This window comes from Nocardia sp. NPDC003999, assembly GCF_053604885.1.
Genome location: NZ_JBSGIB010000002.1, coordinates 134866 through 150557, shown reverse-complemented (window position 1 = coordinate 150557; position 15692 = coordinate 134866). Strand labels below are relative to the sequence as shown.

The window sequence follows — 15692 nt, the reverse complement described above, 5'->3', positions numbered from 1 at the left end:
TGGGGACGCGGTCTTCGGCGCATCCCTGTTTTCGGTCGCCGAACCATTGCTGCAACTTCGAGAAGCGTACTTTCCAAGGGGATTTCGTGCCACTCGTTCCGCGCCGCATCGGCAGCAGCCGATGCGAGGTATCGTGCGTCGAATGCGGTTGGTGAAGGTCTGATGGGTCGATGGCGTGCTTTCTTGCCGCCTACGACCTGGCCCGCGGCGCGCCCCTGGCACACGACCGCTCACATTCGCCGAGTACCTACCGGTGTGATTCGAATAGCCGGCCCTGCGACCGTCAGCAGGTCGGGTTGTGCAGCATTAGGCCCACCAAAGGCGAGTGCTCGGGCAGAGCACTCGCCTTTTTGTTTCTGTGTGGCGTCTGGCCGGGCTCGTGTCCACCACCGAGCGGCATCGGTGTTGTGCCGATCCCGGCGATGCTGTGTGAACCCGCAGGACCTACGCGGCGATGGTGGTGACGCGGAGGTGCGCCGCGATATCGGTGGGGGAGCCGGTGTAGTGGAGGGTGCGTAGGCCGAGGCTTGCGGCGGCTTGGCAGTTGTCGGCGCGGTCGTCGACGAACAGGACGCGGCTGGGGTCGCGAACTCCGGTCGCGGCGAGGGCCTTTCGGTAGGTGTCGGGGTGGGGTTTGTTCATGCCGAGGCGGGCCGAGTAGAGGGCGTCGGTCATCAGGGTGCGCCAGTCGGAGGCGTCGAGGGCGTCGCCGACCGGGTGGGGTGCGTTGGAGAGCAGCACCATCGGGAGATCTGCCCGACGGGCATGGTGGAGGAGGGCTACGACGCGGTCGTCGGTCCGGGTCCACAGCGCGGTGTCGACGGCGCGCAACCGGGTGAGCAGTTCCGGGTCCGGGCGATGGCCGAGCACGGTGGTCCAGAAGTCCGCGTCGTCGAAGTCGCCGGAATCGTAGGGTTCGCGGGCGCTCCAGAAGACATTTTGGAAGAGCTCGAGCTGGTCTGCGTGCCATCCGGCGAGTTCGGCGAGCTCGCTCCACATGGGAACAGTGGGCTGCAGGCCGATGACGCCGTTGTAGTCGAAGATGACCGCGTCGAGTTCCACGGACTGGTGCGGTAGTGCAGTAATCACCGGTGCTCCAAGGCTTGATGGGACGGACGGCCACGCCTGCGGGGCAGGGTGGCAGGCATGACGGGATGCCGTGGGGATGACGATTCCCGCCTCCTTCCATGACGGAAGAGGCGTGCGAACTGTGGATCGAAGGAAGGTTCCGCGAGTCAAAGGCTGGAGGTGGTGCGCGACGCTGCGCGAACAAGCCGAAACCTACCAAGGGGTACGTCGGGGTACCACTCGGGACGGGCCTTGGTGATCCGCTCCACAAAGTGTCGTCCGCAGGTCTCACCGGCGTCGGAGTCGAGATCACTCACCGAGGTCGGCCGACAGTCTGCGCACGAATAACGTTCGGCGCTTGTCGTTCTCGGAGATGCGCAGTGCGTCGGGAGCCGCCGTCGGGCCCCATGGGCGGCAGGTCGAAACGCGATCGAACCGGGGCGGCTCGCTGACCGTCGGTCGAACGATGGATACCGGAACAACGTTGTGAGCTGCGACGATTCGTGCCGGAGTCGCCCCGGAGCGGGTGCCGTGTCGATTCGGGATGGAGGTGCTCGGGATGGCCGACGGGCAGGGGGCTGGGGACCTGGTTCCGGCAGGGCGGCGGGCGGCGGCTTGGTGGGTGGATTTCGGTCTCGTGCTGGGGTTGGCGGTGTTGTTGGGAGCGGTGACGCACTATCGGACCGCCGATTACCTTTCGGGCTGGGCGGATCTCGCTGGGACCGGCGTGTGGGATGTGATTCAGTCGAATGGGAACTGGGGTGGGGCAGGCAAGACGTTCGGTATGGAAGTCGTGCATACGGTGCTCGTCTTCATCATCGAAGCATTCGGCGCGTTGATCGTGGCAACGTTCGCTTATCAGTTCGCTGGATTGGCTTGGCAAGGACGGACTTTGGGCAAAGCCCTGCTCGATCTCCGAGTGGGGTCGGTGCGCGGCGGCGAGGACCGACTGGGGCGGGGGCAGGCGGCGCGGCGCGCTTTCGTGGGCACGATGACCGACGTCGGGCTGTACTCGTGCGCGTGCATCGCGCTATTGGCGGGCCGGTTCCTTCTGTCCTTCGTGCTGTGGCTGATCGCGATCGTGGTCTTGGTGATCAACGCGGTGTGCGTCTTCGGTTCGAGTCGCCGCTCCCTGGTCGATCGCGTCGCGGGAACCGTTGTCGTGCAGGCCGGAGTGTTGCGGAAGTCGTTGGAAACGGCCAGGGACCACTTGTCCGAGGACGCGGCTGGGAATTCACGGTGTGGAACGAAGGCATGCTGACCTCGTGCAACAGAGTCGAGTCCGTCGATCAGGTGGTGGCGATGGAACGGGGTCATCGCGGGTATGACCCGGTCGCGCCCGGCGGCTTCTGCGACTCGATCAGCGCCGACTTGGACCAGTTGGTGACCCGCCGCCCGCCGCGCGAACGACCTTCCGCCGTGAGTCGGCCGAGGGAAGCGCCCAAGAAGGCGCGCTCATGGTCGAGGTGGTTCTGATACCGGGCAGCCCGCTCGCGTAGGCGAAGGCGCCGAGGAATCCCGCGCCTGCCTGCCCTCTCAGGCGGTGGCGGTTCGCAGTGCGAACCATCCCGTGCCGGGGTCGGCGTAACCGTGGTACATCAGGCGCACTCGCTGATCGACTTCGAAGAGGCGATAGACCGCGAGCATGGCGCGGGCGGTCGCTTCCTGCTGGAAGTCGTCGATGCGGCGGTACCCGATCGGGTGCTCGGGCAGCAGCTCCAGGCGGGTGAGTTCGGTGGGATCGGTGACTTCCAGGCCCATCGGTGCGGCGTCGGTGATGTGGTGGTCGTGCAGGATGTCGTGGATCCGGTGCGGGTCGGGGCGGCCGGAGCGGAATCGGTGGACTTCGGCGCGCAGCGCTGGACCGGCGGGCTCGCTCTCGACCACGTCGATCAGTTCGGGATCGACGCTCGGTGTTCCGGTGTCCTCGGCGATCGGGGTTTGTTCGAGCAGGTGCAGCATGTTGCCGCCGGGAATCAGTGGCTCCGGGGCGAGGAACAGGGTGACCGTCGGGCAGACGCAGCCCTGGCCGAGCAGACAGACACGCATGTGGAACGAATCGGACATGCGGCCCTCCTCCATCGGGACGGGCCGTGAGTAGACGGCCCTTTGCTGGATCGGGACTTCGTGGTGTGCCGATCGCGGAATCGCCCTGGCGCTTCTACGGTCGACCGTGCCGCAGTTCCCCAGTCTAGGAGCCGGGCACCGCCCGCGCATCGGCATCTTCCGCCTCGGTTCACGGAAGATGGAGGCAGGAAAAGCGGGCGCAGGGTGATGATCAGCCGGGCAGACGGCAGAGTCCGAGGGTCTTGCTGTGCAGGGCTCCGAGGCTGATCTTGTCGCGATATCGGACGCGGCGGTGAAGCGGGGACGTGGCGGGCGCAACCGCCGCTCAGCTGATCCGTATCTCGACCGGCGGAGCCGCTACGTGCGGATAGTCGGTGGTCACGTCGACCCGCACTCGACCCGGGCCGGTGGGCAAGGCGGCGAAGACGGTCGCGGCCGGCTGATTCCGAGCGGTCTTGTCGCTGACGGGCACGGCCACCGTGCCTGCCGCGCCGGTGTCGAGGTTGCGCCAATTGGCGAACGCCGTGAAGGTGCACGGCATGCCCATCGGCGTGTCGCTGACGAAGCTGATGCCGAAACGGGCCGCCCCGGGCATTCCGGCGGGCGAGGAGACGCCTGCTCTGCCTTCGCCGTAGCAGGTGTCGCCGAAGGTGCGGATGACTCCGATGTTCACGAATGCGGGTTCGTCCGCGGTCGCGGGACCCGCCGACGCCGCGAACCCGCCGACGCACAGCGCCGCGATCAGGGCGCTTCGTCCGACCAACTGCCTGTTTCGCACTGCCGATCACGCTCCTTCTTCGTCGAATCGAGCACTCTCGGACGGTCATTGTGCCCCGTTCGTCGGCGTTCGCGGTTCGATCGCGCGGCACGGCGTCGCGTGTCGACCCGGCACGCGAGCGGCGCACGCACGCATAGCATCGGATTGTGGAGCGAGGATCGTTGCTGAAGGCTCGGGCCGGCGGGAAACTGCACGGCGGCAATCACGGGATCGCGCCGGAAGAGGTGGTGGCCGCGCAGCGGGCCCGCATGCTGGTGGCGATGATCGAAGCGGCCGCGGACAAGGGCTACGCGGCGGCGACGGTGGCGGACGTGCTGAAGCGGGCCGAGGTGTCCAGGATGACCTTCTACCAGCACTTCGCGAACAAGGAGGCGTGCTTCCTCGCCGCCTACGACATGGCCGTGGAGATCGTGATGACCAGGATCACGGGCGCGCTCGCCGCTGACGGCACGTCGCTCGAGCGGATCGATCGGGCACTCGACGCCTACTTCTCCACCCTCGCGCAAGAACCACAGGTGGCGAAGGTCTTCTTGGTGGAGGTGTACGCGGCGGGAAGGCCGGTGCTGGAGCGGCGGTTGGCGACCCAGGCGGCTTTGGTGGACGGTTTCGCCGAGGCGCTCGGCGCGACGCGCCCGCATCAGCAGCTGGCGGGCGAGGCGGTGATCGGCGCGGTCGTCTCGCTGGCGACCAACCGCGTCGTCGCAGGGGACTTCGCCGCGCTGGCCGGGTTGCGCGAGCCGCTGATGTCGTCGCTGATCAGGAATCTGGTGTGCGGCCGGACAGTCGTCCGGCGACCGCGGGCAGCCGATCCAGCATCGCCACGGTGAAATCGGCCAGCAGCGTGATCAGCCCGTCGCGGTCGACGTCGAGCCCCCCGTCCAGCCAGACGAGAACCAGTTCCGCCGCGCCGCCGGTGATCAGCTGGGAAGTCGCGGCGATCGCGGTGTCCTGCCCTTCGGGCAGCTCGAGCACCAGGCGGGTCTGCTCGATGATGACGTCGGCGACCTGGCGCATGCCCGCGAACCGGCTGCGCATGAGCGCCTCGTCGCCGTAGGTCTGGGCGAACGCCACTTTCGCGCGTCGCGGATCGTCGGTGAGTTCGACGATGAGGGCCGCCACTCCGGCGCGGATCCGGTCGGCGGGCGTGCCCGTGGTCTCGGCGATGGCGGCCTTCGCCCGGTCCAGCGCCGCCTGCTGGATCTCCACCAGCACCCCGGAGGCCAGCGCGTCGCGGTCGGGGAACGCCTCGTAGAAGAAGCGCGGGCCGACCTTGGCCTGTTCGCACACCCCGCGCACGGTCAACGCCGACAGTCCCTGTGTGCCGATGATGTCGAGGGCGGCGTCGAGCAACCGCCTGCGCCGGTCCTCGCGGCGCTCGGCCGTGGAGGCTCCGCGGTAGGTGCCGCTGACGGTACGGGTCACCCCGCCAGCTTGGCACAGCCAAAATTGGGAAACAACCGTTTACGGAAACGATGGTTTCCTCTATCGTCGGACTATCGCAGTGTCGCGAAGGGAAGACGGTCATGAGTCTGCTTGTGCCCCAGTCGTTCGATGAGATCTCCGGCACGATCCGCCAGGCGCGGACCACCTGGGCGTGGCACGCGCAGCGCGCGGCCGCGCGAGCGGTCGCGCATTACCCGGCGCAGGTGCGGCCGCTGGCCGATCCGCCGCCGGGCAGCGGACTGAAACCGGTGCTCGGTGACTTCGGGCTCCCCGGCATCGGATACACCTTGCACGCGTTGGCCGACCCGATCCAATTCGCGCGGAAGCGTTTCGACCGCTTCGGCCCGGTGCAGTGGTTCGGCATGCTCGGTCGGCGCATGGTCACCTTCGGCAGTCCGGAGGGCTACGAGGCGGTGATGCTGGACCGCGACAAGGTGTTGTCGGCGCAGCGCGGCTGGGAGTGGCTGATCGGCCCGTTCTTCCGCGGGGGTCTGCTACTGCGCGATTTCGACGACCACCTCTTCCATCGGCGCGTGATGCAGCAGGCCTTCACGCGGCCGCGGTTGATCGGGTACCTCGACCTGACCACGCCTCGGATCACCCGCGGCATCGCGCAGTGGGAGCCCGCCGACGATTTCCCGGTCTACCGGTCGATCAAGAAACTGCTGCTCCAGCAGGCCACCGAAGTCTTCGCGGGCGCCGAATCCGGCGCGGGCTCGGCACGATTGGAGCGCGCCTTCGAGGACGCGGTGCGCGGCGGGGCCGCCTTGATCCGGGCGAACGTGCCGGGCGGTGTGTGGGCCCGCGGCGTGCGCGGCCGCCGGGTGCTCGAGGAGCACTTCCGCCGCGAGTTGCCCGCGAAGCGCGCGGGCGGCGGCAGCGATCTGTTCAGCGTGCTGTGCCGGGCCCGCACCGCCGACGGCGATACCTTCACCGACGCCGAGGTCATCGAGCACATGATCTTCGTGATGATGGCGGCCCACGACACCAGCACCATCGCCGCGTCCATGCTGGTCTACGAACTCGGCAGGCACCCCGAATGGCAGGAGCGGCTGCGCGCCGAATCCGTCGCGCTGGGCAAGCCGGCGCTGGACTACGACGATCTCGACCGCCTGCCCTCGCTCGATCTCGCGTTCAAGGAAGCGCTGCGGGTCTACTCGCCGGTGGCCCAGCAGGTCCGCGAAACCATCGCCGACGCCGACATCCTCGGCTACTACCTGCCGAAGGGGACGTTCATCCTCTGTGGCACGTACGGGCTGATGCGCAACGAGGAGTACTGGCACGATCCCGATACCTTCGACCCGGAACGTTTCGCCGAGCACCGTCGTGAGGACAGATCGCACCGCTTCGCCTGGGCGCCTTTCGGTGGCGGGGCGCACAAGTGCATCGGCCTCTACTTCGGCGGCATGACCGTGAAAGCCGTAGTGCATCAAATGCTGTTGCGGTATCGCTGGAGCGTGCCGGACGGCTACCAGCTGCCCCTGGTCGCCGGAACCGGACCGGTGCCCGCCGATGGTTTGCCCATCCGGCTGGAGCGGATCGTCCGATGAGGATCATCGCCGACCGAATCGTCTGCGCGGGGCACGGCATGTGCGAAGCGCTGGCGCCCGACCTGTTCCGGGTCGGCGCGGACGGGATCGTCGTGCCGCCCGACACCGTCACGAGCGACCGGGAGCTGCTCGAGCTCGTCGTCGACAGCTGCCCGGTCGCGGCGCTGCGGCTGAGCTGAGGTCTCCCGGCTCGTTTCGCGTCCTCGGCGCTGGGTACCGCGAACTGCGATATTCGAGCCCATCGACGCGAGAGGACCACATCTCATGGCCACCTGCGATACGTGCGGAAACGAGTACGACAAGACGTTCACCATCACCCGCGACGGCCAGTCCGCCACCTTCGACAGCTTCGAATGCGCGATTACCGCCATGGCCCCGACCTGCACGCACTGTTCCTGCCGGATCGTCGGGCACGGTGTGGAGGCGCGTGGAGACTACTTCTGCTGCGCGCATTGCGCCCACGAAGCGGGTCATCCGGCCCTGGTCGATCACGTCTGAACCCGCTGCCGAGCGGCGATGCGCGACCGATCACCCGCGCGGCGCGTGGCTTCGCCGCACCTCGAGCCCCGCGACCCGCGCTGCTTCGGCCAGCACCGCTTCGAGCATGGCCGGAGTGAGTCGTCCGGTGAAGGTGTTCTGCTGGCTGACGTGGTAGCAGCCGAACAAGTGCAGCGGACCGCGGCCCTCCTCGGCGGCGGCCAGTTCGACGTGCGCGCCGTGGCCGAATCTCGGTCGCGGGCGCGGCACGGCCCAGCCCGCTTCGGCCAGCACCGGAAGCAGTGCCTGCCAGCCGAACGCGCCGAGCACCACCACCGAGCGGACGGTGGGCGTCAGCAGTCGCAGTTCGGTCGCCAGCCAGTGTCCGCAGCGATCTCGCTCCTCCGGCGTCGGCTTGTTGTCCGGCGGTGCGCAGTGCACGGGAGCGGTGACCCGCACGCCGTGCAGCCGCAGGCCGTCGTCGACGCTGACCGCGGTCGGCTGGTTGGCCAGACCGACCGCGTGCAGCGCCGCGAAGAGCACGTCGCCGCTGCGGTCGCCGGTGAACATGCGGCCGGTCCGGTTGCCGCCGTGCGCCGCGGGCGCGAGTCCGACGAGCAGCATCCGCGCGTCCGCCGGACCGAAGCCGGGCACGGGACGGCCCCAATACGTCTGGTCGCGGAAGGCGGCGCGTTTCTGTCGCGCGACGAGCTCGCGCCAGGCGACCAGACGCGGGCAGGCGAAGCAGTCGGCGACCGCCGCGTCGAGTTCGGCGATGGTCCGGCACACGTCAGCACCGGCCGTACGAGGCGGTGGCGTAGACCGCCCATACCGTGCGGCGCCCGAGGGCGTGGCAGCGTCGGTCGGAGATCGGTGTCTCGTGCATCAGAACTCCCTTCGGTGGTCCCAGGGGAGGGACGAACCGGGCGATCGTGCCCACGGTGCGCCGACGCGACCGGCCGGTGCCGTCGATCGTTGATCGGTCCCGTCCGGACGGTACCGCTTCGGACATCTGTCCAGTTCAGCGGGGTGATCGAGCGGCCGCCGGGTGCGATATGTGATCGGTACCACCCGGTCGGGGTTGGTAGCATGGCGGTTCCGACCGACCGGATGCGGTGGTTCACCTCCGGCTTCTTTCGAAAGAGTCTTTCCATGCAGTTTGAGATCGTCGAGCGGGACGAGACGTGGGTTGCCGGGCTGCCGGTACGCAGCCCCAAACGTGCGCTCGGGGAACTGCGTGACCGGGATCTGGAGGCCGCCTGGGCGGCGGTGTTGCACCAGGAACTCGGCGGCCCGTTGGCCAGCGCCTACACCGACTACACCGGTGAGCTGGGCACGTACAACACCCAGATCGTCGGCTATCAGTGCGCGTCCTTCGCCGACGTCACCCGCGGTCACCTGGTCGCCCGGCTGCCGCGCGGCGCCTACGCACGGTTCTCCTCGGTCGGTAACTTCCCGCAGGTGATGACCGACCTGTGGACGCAGATCGCCTACGCCGAGGAACACAACCAGATCAAGCGGACCTACACCGGCGATTTCGAGTGCTACCCGCACGCCTACAAGATCGATCTGTACCTGGCGGTCGACGCGCGATGAGTTATGCGATCGTGGTGCGTGCCGAGGCGGTCTACGGCGGGCTGGTCGTCCCGCGCGTGCGCCCGAGCTTCAAGGTCAGCAACAGCGACCTCATCGAGTTCCTCAAGGATCGCCTGCGGGACCGGGGGGACGGCGTGGACCGTCCGATGTACACGGTGTACGTGCCGGATCCGGCCGGGAACTACAACGCTGTGGTCTGTTTCGAGTACCCCGCGCCGGACGCGGTGCCGGTGGGTGACGTCTTGGTGCGTGTCCCGAAAGGCGTCTATGCCCGGTTCGCGCCGAACGGCGACTATCACGATCCGGTAGAGGACGTCTGGGCGCAGGTCGACGACGCGACGGCGTCCGCCGAGATCACCCGGGCCTACCGTGAAGAGATCGAGATCTGGCACGCCCCGGAATCGGTCGAGTTGTTCATTTCAATCCTCGTTTAAATTGCTAATCGGTAACTGACCTCGGACCGACTGGTCTCCATGTTATTTCCGATTTCGAATACGCCGGTTCTGACCTGCGAAAATATGGCGTGTACCACAGAGTTTTCGGAAGATTAACCGGACGGCTGGTCAATTCCTGTCCGATGACGGATACTGCCCTGGGCAACTTCGTCTCGGCTCGGGGCCGCGGAGGGCTGCATCGGGCTGGACTATCGCGCATGGCAGCGCGGCGATGGAGTAGGAACAACATGACTGTGGATCTGATTGCAGTCGTGCCGAGGAACTCCCGTGGGCGGGGAGTGCGACGGTATTACGACGCGCAATCCGAGTGTGCGTTCTTTGTCTCCGAACCGGGCGTGCAGCCGGAACTCTGGGACCGGTATCTGCACGGGGCGTGTGCCGTTTACCGGCATTTCGGAGTCGAACACGCGCTCGAATACGAAACGGTCGCCGACGGTGCGTCATCGGCGCTGTTCTTCGCCGCGCTCGACGCCGACGGCGACATGGTCGCCGGGGTGCGGATGCAAGGTCCGTACACCGACGCGCGGCAGGCGCACGCGCTGGTCGAATGGGCCGGTCAGCCGGGCGCGGACGACTTGCGGCAGATGATCGCCGACCGGATACCGCAGGGCGTGATCGAGGCCAAAGGCGCGTGGGTCGCTCGCGATGCCGCCAACCGGGGCGAACTCAGCGCGGCGATCTCGCGCACCGTGCTGCACGGCGCGCGCCTGCTCGGCGCCCGCTACGGCTTCGCGACGGTGGCCTCCTTCACCGTGGCCCGCCACGAGGCGTGCGGTGCGGTTGCGGCCGAGCGCATTCCCGCGGTGCCGTATCCGGACGAGCGCTACCGAACGGTTCCGCTGTGGTGGGATACCCGGAGCTATGCCGCCTCAGCCGAGGAAGCGCAGCGATCCCTGACCCAGCGCGAACAGGACGCGCTCGGCCTGTCGACCGCGCGTACGCCCGATGTGCGATGCGGGATCGGGCGGCCGACGGAGGGCCGGCGCGGACATGGGCGATGACCGGAGCCGAGCGGCGGACCACCGGCCGCTGATCATCGACCCCGCCGATCCGGAGGACGCGCGGATACTCGCCGCGCTGCGCGCCGACCCGCGCATCGAAATCCTCGATCTGCGTGCGTCGTTGCGCGCCGAATACAGCAGAATGGTTGCCGCGCCCGATATTCCGGAGGGGCACGAAGCGGATCGCTGGATCTATTATCCGTGGCGCGCCGCGGTGGTCGGATTGCCGGGGCCGCGTACTTTCCGGATGATCCGGCTGGATCGTAATCGGAACAAACTGACCAGAGCCGAACAGGACCTTTTGGCCGAACGCACGATCGGGATCGTGGGACAAAGCGCCGGGCACGCGATCGCGCATCTGCTCGCCATGGAGGGCGTTTGCGGCGGATTGCGCTTGGCGGACCTGGACGATATCGAGTTGTCGAATCTCAACCGGGTGGCCGGGACGCTGTTCGACATCGGCGTCAACAAAGCGGTGGTAACCGCACGCCGTATCGCCGAGTTGGACCCTTATCTCCCGGTGCAGATCTTCGCGGCCGGGGTCGACGAGAATTCGGTGGACGAATTCCTGGACGGACTCGCGATCGTGGTCGAGGAATGCGATTCGCTCGATATGAAACTCGTGATTCGCGAGGCGGCGGCCCGGCATCGCATTCCCGTACTGATGGAAACCAGTGACCGTGGTTTGCTGGACGTCGAGCGTTTCGATCTCGAAGCCCGTCGTCCCGCGTTCCACGGATTACTCGGCGAGGTCAGCGCCCGGGATTTGCGGGGACTGACCTCGCGGGAGAAGGCGCCGTACGTGGTGAAGCTGCTCGGCGCCTCCGGGCTGTCGCCGCGGCTGGGCGCGAGCCTGGTCGAAGTCGGCGAGACGGTGAACAGCTGGCCGCAGCTGGCCGGTGACGTCGGCCTCGGCGCCGCGAGCGTGGCCGCCGCCGTGCGGCGCATCGGACTGGGGCTGAAGCTGGATTCCGGTCGCGTCCGGATCGATGTGGAACGGCATCTCGACGAGCTGGCCGACCCGCCGCCGAACGACGAGCCGGTGTGGGCCGATGCGCCGCCCGAGCCCGTCACCGGGCCCATCGCAAGCGTCCTCGCCTGCGCGCAACGGGCTCCATCCGGGGGAAACATGCAGCCTTGGTCGTTGCGGGCCGGCGCGGAGCACATCGCCATCGAGCTGGCGCCCGAGTGCAGCACGGCGATGGACATCGGCTATCGCGGCAGCGCCGTCGCACTCGGCGCGGCCGTCTACAACGCGCGGGTCGCCGCGGCCGCGCACGGAATCCTCGGCCCGCACGAGTTCGTCGAAGGAGCGCCGGGGTCCGGTCGTCTCGTCGCCAGCTTGCGGCTGGGGAACGATCGCAGTGCCGAGCTGGCGGCCGACTATCCCGCCGTTCTGCGACGCGAGACCAACCGCAGGGTCGGCACCGGGGCCCCGCTGGCAGACGGCGTACTCGACGCGCTCACGGCGGCCGCCGAAGCAGCCGGTGCGCATGTGCGCGCCGTCGTGGAACGGGAGGACATTGAGGAAGCTGCGAGGTTGCTGGGGGATTCCGATCGGGTCCGCTATCTCACGCCCCGCTTATACGAGGAAATGCTCGCCGAAGTCCGTTGGGCGGACGACACGCCGGAGACCGGAATCGATGCGCGCAGCCTGGAACTGACCGACGACGAATGGGCGGCATTCCAGATCACCACCCGCGCCGACGTCATGGCGCAGTTGCGGTCCTGGTCGGGTGGAGCGGCGCTGGGGAAATACACCGGTGACCGGGTGCGGTCCAGCTCCGCCATTCTGGCCGTGACATTCGACGCGGCCGACCCTCGATTGACCGACTACGCGGCGGCGGGCGCGGCGGTCACGCGGGTTTGGGTGCGGGCCGAGCGCCTCGGATTGTGCGTGCAGCCGATTTCCCCGGTATACCTCTACGCCCGACGCCATGCGGAACTTGCAGCGATTTCCCCCGACTTCACGGATACACTAACGTCACTTCAGGGCCGTTTCCTGGACCTGCTGGAAGTGCCCGAGCATGAGACCATGGCGTTGGTGCTTCGCCTGAGCTACGCCTCCGCCGCCACCGTACGCAGCAGGCGGCGTCCGGTGCTCGGTGTGGACACCAGTAGTTAGCGCGATCGGAGACAATGTGCCACGGCGGACACTCGACTCGTTGGTGACCCAGGTCGCCTCTGAGCTCATGGGTGTGGACGCCACGACCATGGTCGCCGCCACCGAACGCGTGCTCGCGCAACTGGTCGAGTACTTCGACGTGGATTTCAGCTACGTGCGGCACACCGACCGCGAACGCCGGGCAACCGTGCTCATCGCCGAGTGGCCGCACCGGCAGAACATTCCGGATCCCGATCCGCTCGGCGTGATCTACTTCGACGGCGCCGACCCGGTGTTCCGCGCCCTGGAGAACGCGACCGAGCCGATGGTCGCGCGCCCGACGCCGGAATTCGCCGACTACCAGGAGACCGTGCGCCGTGGTTCCGGCATCGTCGGGGTGACCTCGGCGGCGGTACCGCTGATGTCGCGTGGCGAGCCGACCGGTGTGCTCGGGTTCGTCAAGTCGGGCGATCGGGAGTGGAGCAATCGCGAACTCAACGTGCTCAAAGCCATCGCGGCGCTGTTCGCGCAACTGCAAGCGCGGGTGGTCGCGGAGGAACGTCTCCGATACATCGCGCTGCACGACGACTTGACCGGCCTGGCCAACCGGCGCGCGCTGCTCGAGCACATGGAGGAGCGATTACGCGCGGGAAGCCCCGGCCCGGTGGCCGCTTTCTTCCTCGACCTGGACCGCTTGAAAGCACTCAACGATTTCCTCGGTCACACCGCAGGGGACAACTTCATCCGCACCTTGTCGACGCGCCTGCGGGAGAACCTGGACCCGAACGACATGATCGCCCGACTGGGCGGCGACGAATTCGTCATCGTTCCCGCCAAGCCGATGGACGCGGTGGCCGCCGAGTACGAGGCGAACCGCATCCAGCAGTTGATCGCGCGGCGCGTCACCGTCGGCGGCGAGTCGGTCAGCCGGGGCGCCAGCGTCGGCGTCGCGCTCGGCTTCCCCGGTGAGACGACGGTCGCCGACGTGCTGCGCCGCGCCGATCACGCGTTGTTGTCGGCGAAATCGGGCGGCGGCAACGGCGTCGCGGTGTTCACCGACACCATGCGCGCGCAATTCGAACTCCAAGACGACGTGGAGCTCAACCTGCGCGGCGCGGTGTCGGACGGCTCGCTGCTGCTGCACTACCAACCCGAGGTGGATCTGCGCACGGGCCGCATCGTCGCGTTGGAGGCGCTGGTTCGCTGGCTGCACCCGACCAGGGGATTGCTGCCGCCCGCCGCGTTCGTCACCGTCGCCGAGGCCACCAACCTGGCCGGCGAACTTGGCCGCTGGGTGATCCGGTCGGCGTGCGCGCAATTCGCCGAATGGCGCAGGCGCGGTCTGGCGGGCAACGTCGTGATGCGGATCAACGTGTCGCCGGTGCAGTTGGTGAGCCTCGATTTCGTCGAGCGCATCGAGGACATTTTGCGCCTGTTCGGCATCGACGGCAGCTCGGTGTGCCTGGAGATCACCGAGCACGTCGTGGTCCAGGACCTGGCCCGGACCCAGGTCACGCTGCGCGGACTCAAGCGGATGGGCGTGCAGATCGCCATCGACGATTTCGGCACCGGCTACAGCTCGCTGTCGCATCTGAAGGCGCTGCCGGTGGACGCGGTGAAGATCGATCGGGGTTTCGTGCAGCGCCTCGGCGCCAGCACCGACGATCTGGCCATCGTGAAATCCATCATCGGCCTGGCCGGCTCGTTCGGGCTGGGCGTCGTCGGGGAAGGCGTCGAGACGGCGGTCGCCGCGCGCACCTTGGTCGGCCTCGGCTGCTACCGCGCGCAAGGCTTTCTGATCGCGAAGCCGATGCCCGCCGAGCAGGTCGAGACGCACCTCACCGCGGGACGGATCCCGCTTGATCTCGATCTTCCGCGGGCCGGGCGCGGGCTGCCCGCGCACTGAGATCACCGCGACAGCCGCCGGTTATCCGGTTCTTTCACGGCCGTTCACGCACCGTTGGGCGCGGGTAACCCGATCCGCTGCACGATCGGCCACGTGCGCATAGTTCAGCTTGCGAACTTCTACGGCCCGCGGTCGGGTGGGCTGCGCACGGCGCTGCACCATCTGGGCGAGGGTTACGTCGCCGCGGGACACGATGTGGTACTGATCGTGCCGGGCCCGCGCCGGTCCGAGGAGATCCTGCCCACCGGCGTCGTACGGATCACACTGCCCGCGTTGGCCATTCCGTGGACCGGGGGTTACCGTGCCGCGGATCCACGCCGGGTGGCCGACGTCCTGGACGGATTGCGGCCCGACGTGCTCGAGGTCTCCGACCGGCTGACGCTGCGCGGATTCGGCCGCTGGGCGCGGCGGCGCGACGTGGCAGGCGTGATGATCTCGCACGAGCGGCTCGACCGGCTGCTGGGGCAGGTACTGCCCGGCCCGGTGGCGCGGCGCTGCGCCGATGTGGCCAACCGGCACACCGCCACCGACTACGACATCGTCGTGTGCACCACCAGCTTCGCTCGCGAGGAGTTCCTGCGCATCGACGCGCGGAACGTGGAGCTGGTCCCGCTCGGCGTCGATCTCGATCTGTTCAACCCGCACCGGCGCGATCGCAGGCTGCGCGCCGATCTGGGGGTGCCGGGTCATCCGCTGCTGGTGCACTGCGGCCGGTTGTCGGTCGAGAAGCGGGTGGATCGCAGCATCGAGGCGGTCGGCGCGTTGCGGGCGGCGGGTATCGAGGCGCGATTGATCGTCGCCGGGGACGGCCCGCGCCGCGACGCGTTGCAGCGGCGGGCCCGCACGCTGGCCCCGCTGCCTGGCGGGGTGCCCGCCGTGCACTTCACCGGCTTCATCGCCGAGCGCGCGATGGTCGCCAAACTGCTCGCCACGGCGGATGTCTCGCTGGCGCCCGGTCCGCACGAGACTTTCGGCCTCGCGGCGCTGGAAGCGCTCGCGGCGGGCACGCCCGTGGTGGCGAGCCGATCCTCCGCGCTGGCCGACATCGTGACCGCCGACTGCGGCGCGGTGGCCGCCGACCATCCGTCCGCGTTCGCGCGGGCGGTCAGCGACGTGCTGGCCATGCCGCAGGCCCGCAGGCGCAGCGCCGCGCGCAGCCGGGCCGAGCAATTCACCTGGCCGCGAGCCGTCGCGGGCATGCTCGCGGTTCTGGGTCGTTAGCGGCGTCCCGGTCGGCGGCCGCCGAC

16 protein-coding genes are annotated in these 15692 nt (G+C 68.3%); 11 read left to right on the top strand and 5 right to left on the bottom strand.

What is annotated here, in order from left to right; genetic code table 11:
* Positions 1–444 precede the first annotated feature (444 nt).
* A complete protein-coding gene (locus ACWESM_RS04865) occupies positions 445–1089 on the bottom strand; it encodes an HAD family hydrolase (RefSeq protein ID WP_452490980.1) in 645 nt (214 codons plus the stop codon).
* Between the two features lie 538 nt (positions 1090–1627).
* Here ACWESM_RS04865 and ACWESM_RS04860 point away from each other — a divergent pair.
* Complete coding sequence (locus ACWESM_RS04860; protein ID WP_452490979.1) at positions 1628–2329, top strand: RDD family protein; 702 nt, start codon at positions 1628–1630, stop codon at positions 2327–2329.
* A 275-nt stretch (positions 2330–2604) separates the two neighbouring features.
* Here the strand turns inward: ACWESM_RS04860 and ACWESM_RS04855 are convergent, their stop codons facing one another.
* Positions 2605–3135 (bottom strand): hypothetical protein, encoded by a 531-nt coding sequence (locus ACWESM_RS04855; RefSeq protein WP_452490978.1) that lies wholly within the window; start codon positions 3133–3135, stop codon positions 2605–2607.
* Positions 3136–3460: 325 nt separating this feature from the next.
* Positions 3461–3913, bottom strand: a complete 453-nt coding sequence (locus ACWESM_RS04850) for a hypothetical protein (RefSeq protein WP_355074583.1) — start codon at positions 3911–3913, stop codon at positions 3461–3463.
* Positions 3914–4059: 146 nt separating this feature from the next.
* Here ACWESM_RS04850 and ACWESM_RS04845 point away from each other — a divergent pair, with 146 nt between their 5' ends.
* Positions 4060–4740, top strand: coding sequence for a TetR/AcrR family transcriptional regulator (locus ACWESM_RS04845; RefSeq protein WP_452490977.1), 681 nt, complete (start codon positions 4060–4062; stop codon positions 4738–4740).
* Here the strand turns inward: ACWESM_RS04845 and ACWESM_RS04840 are convergent.
* Positions 4670–5335, bottom strand: coding sequence for a TetR/AcrR family transcriptional regulator (locus tag ACWESM_RS04840; protein WP_452490976.1), 666 nt, complete (start codon positions 5333–5335; stop codon positions 4670–4672). The genes ACWESM_RS04845 and ACWESM_RS04840 overlap by 71 nt on opposite strands.
* A 101-nt stretch (positions 5336–5436) precedes the next feature.
* Between ACWESM_RS04840 and ACWESM_RS04835 the strand changes: the two genes are divergently transcribed.
* From ACWESM_RS04835 to ACWESM_RS04825, 3 genes are all read left to right on the top strand, one after another.
* Entirely contained in the window at positions 5437–6906 is a 1470-nt protein-coding gene (locus tag ACWESM_RS04835; protein WP_364428849.1) for a cytochrome P450, read from the top strand.
* Entirely contained in the window at positions 6903–7085 is a 183-nt protein-coding gene (locus tag ACWESM_RS04830) for a ferredoxin (RefSeq protein ID WP_355074575.1), read from the top strand. The genes ACWESM_RS04835 and ACWESM_RS04830 overlap by 4 nt, the downstream gene beginning before the upstream one ends.
* Before the next feature lie 85 nt (positions 7086–7170).
* The gene (locus tag ACWESM_RS04825) at positions 7171–7404 is read left to right on the top strand and encodes a hypothetical protein (protein ID WP_039801014.1); all 234 of its coding nucleotides are present in this window, start codon (positions 7171–7173) and stop codon (positions 7402–7404) included.
* A gap of 30 nt (positions 7405–7434) precedes the next feature.
* On the opposite strand, the gene ACWESM_RS04820 is transcribed toward ACWESM_RS04825, so the two are convergent.
* On the bottom strand, positions 7435–8172 hold the full coding sequence (locus ACWESM_RS04820; RefSeq protein ID WP_364428854.1) for a uracil-DNA glycosylase: 738 nt from the start codon (positions 8170–8172) through the stop codon (positions 7435–7437).
* Positions 8173–8535: 363 nt separating this feature from the next.
* Between ACWESM_RS04820 and ACWESM_RS04815 the strand changes: the two genes are divergently transcribed.
* From ACWESM_RS04815 to ACWESM_RS04790, 6 genes are all read left to right on the top strand, one after another.
* Positions 8536–8979: a GyrI-like domain-containing protein gene (locus ACWESM_RS04815; protein WP_355074571.1), complete on the top strand. Its 444-nt coding sequence runs from the start codon at positions 8536–8538 to the stop codon at positions 8977–8979.
* Positions 8976–9413: an effector binding domain-containing protein gene (locus ACWESM_RS04810; protein ID WP_355074570.1), complete on the top strand. Its 438-nt coding sequence runs from the start codon at positions 8976–8978 to the stop codon at positions 9411–9413. The genes ACWESM_RS04815 and ACWESM_RS04810 overlap by 4 nt, the downstream gene beginning before the upstream one ends.
* Before the next feature lie 248 nt (positions 9414–9661).
* Positions 9662–10435, top strand: a complete 774-nt coding sequence (locus ACWESM_RS04805) for a hypothetical protein (RefSeq protein WP_355074568.1) — start codon at positions 9662–9664, stop codon at positions 10433–10435.
* Positions 10425–12560 carry an Rv1355c family protein gene (locus ACWESM_RS04800; RefSeq protein ID WP_452490975.1) on the top strand — a complete coding sequence of 712 codons (2136 nt, stop codon included), beginning with the start codon at positions 10425–10427 and terminating at the stop codon, positions 12558–12560. The genes ACWESM_RS04805 and ACWESM_RS04800 overlap by 11 nt, the downstream gene beginning before the upstream one ends.
* Before the next feature lie 67 nt (positions 12561–12627).
* Positions 12628–14445 (top strand): putative bifunctional diguanylate cyclase/phosphodiesterase, encoded by a 1818-nt coding sequence (locus tag ACWESM_RS04795; protein ID WP_355075033.1) that lies wholly within the window; start codon positions 12628–12630, stop codon positions 14443–14445.
* A gap of 93 nt (positions 14446–14538) precedes the next feature.
* Positions 14539–15666 (top strand): glycosyltransferase, encoded by a 1128-nt coding sequence (locus ACWESM_RS04790; RefSeq protein ID WP_364428865.1) that lies wholly within the window; start codon positions 14539–14541, stop codon positions 15664–15666.
* Positions 15667–15692: the final 26 nt, after the last annotated feature.

Bases quoted from the DNA above. Each gene is read 5' to 3' on its own strand.
- ACWESM_RS04860 (WP_452490979.1), top strand. From the start codon at position 1,628: ATGGCCGACGGGCAGGGGGCTGGGGACCTGGTTCCGGCAGGGCGGCGG.
- ACWESM_RS04855 (WP_452490978.1), bottom strand. From the start codon at position 3,135: ATGTCCGATTCGTTCCACATGCGTGTCTGTCTGCTCGGCCAGGGCTGC.
- ACWESM_RS04835 (WP_364428849.1), top strand. From the start codon at position 5,437: ATGAGTCTGCTTGTGCCCCAGTCGTTCGATGAGATCTCCGGCACGATC.
- ACWESM_RS04830 (WP_355074575.1), top strand. From the start codon at position 6,903: ATGAGGATCATCGCCGACCGAATCGTCTGCGCGGGGCACGGCATGTGC.
- ACWESM_RS04825 (WP_039801014.1), top strand. From the start codon at position 7,171: ATGGCCACCTGCGATACGTGCGGAAACGAGTACGACAAGACGTTCACC.
- ACWESM_RS04815 (WP_355074571.1), top strand. From the start codon at position 8,536: ATGCAGTTTGAGATCGTCGAGCGGGACGAGACGTGGGTTGCCGGGCTG.
- ACWESM_RS04810 (WP_355074570.1), top strand. From the start codon at position 8,976: ATGAGTTATGCGATCGTGGTGCGTGCCGAGGCGGTCTACGGCGGGCTG.
- ACWESM_RS04805 (WP_355074568.1), top strand. From the start codon at position 9,662: ATGACTGTGGATCTGATTGCAGTCGTGCCGAGGAACTCCCGTGGGCGG.
- ACWESM_RS04800 (WP_452490975.1), top strand. From the start codon at position 10,425: ATGGGCGATGACCGGAGCCGAGCGGCGGACCACCGGCCGCTGATCATC.
- ACWESM_RS04795 (WP_355075033.1), top strand. From the start codon at position 12,628: ATGGGTGTGGACGCCACGACCATGGTCGCCGCCACCGAACGCGTGCTC.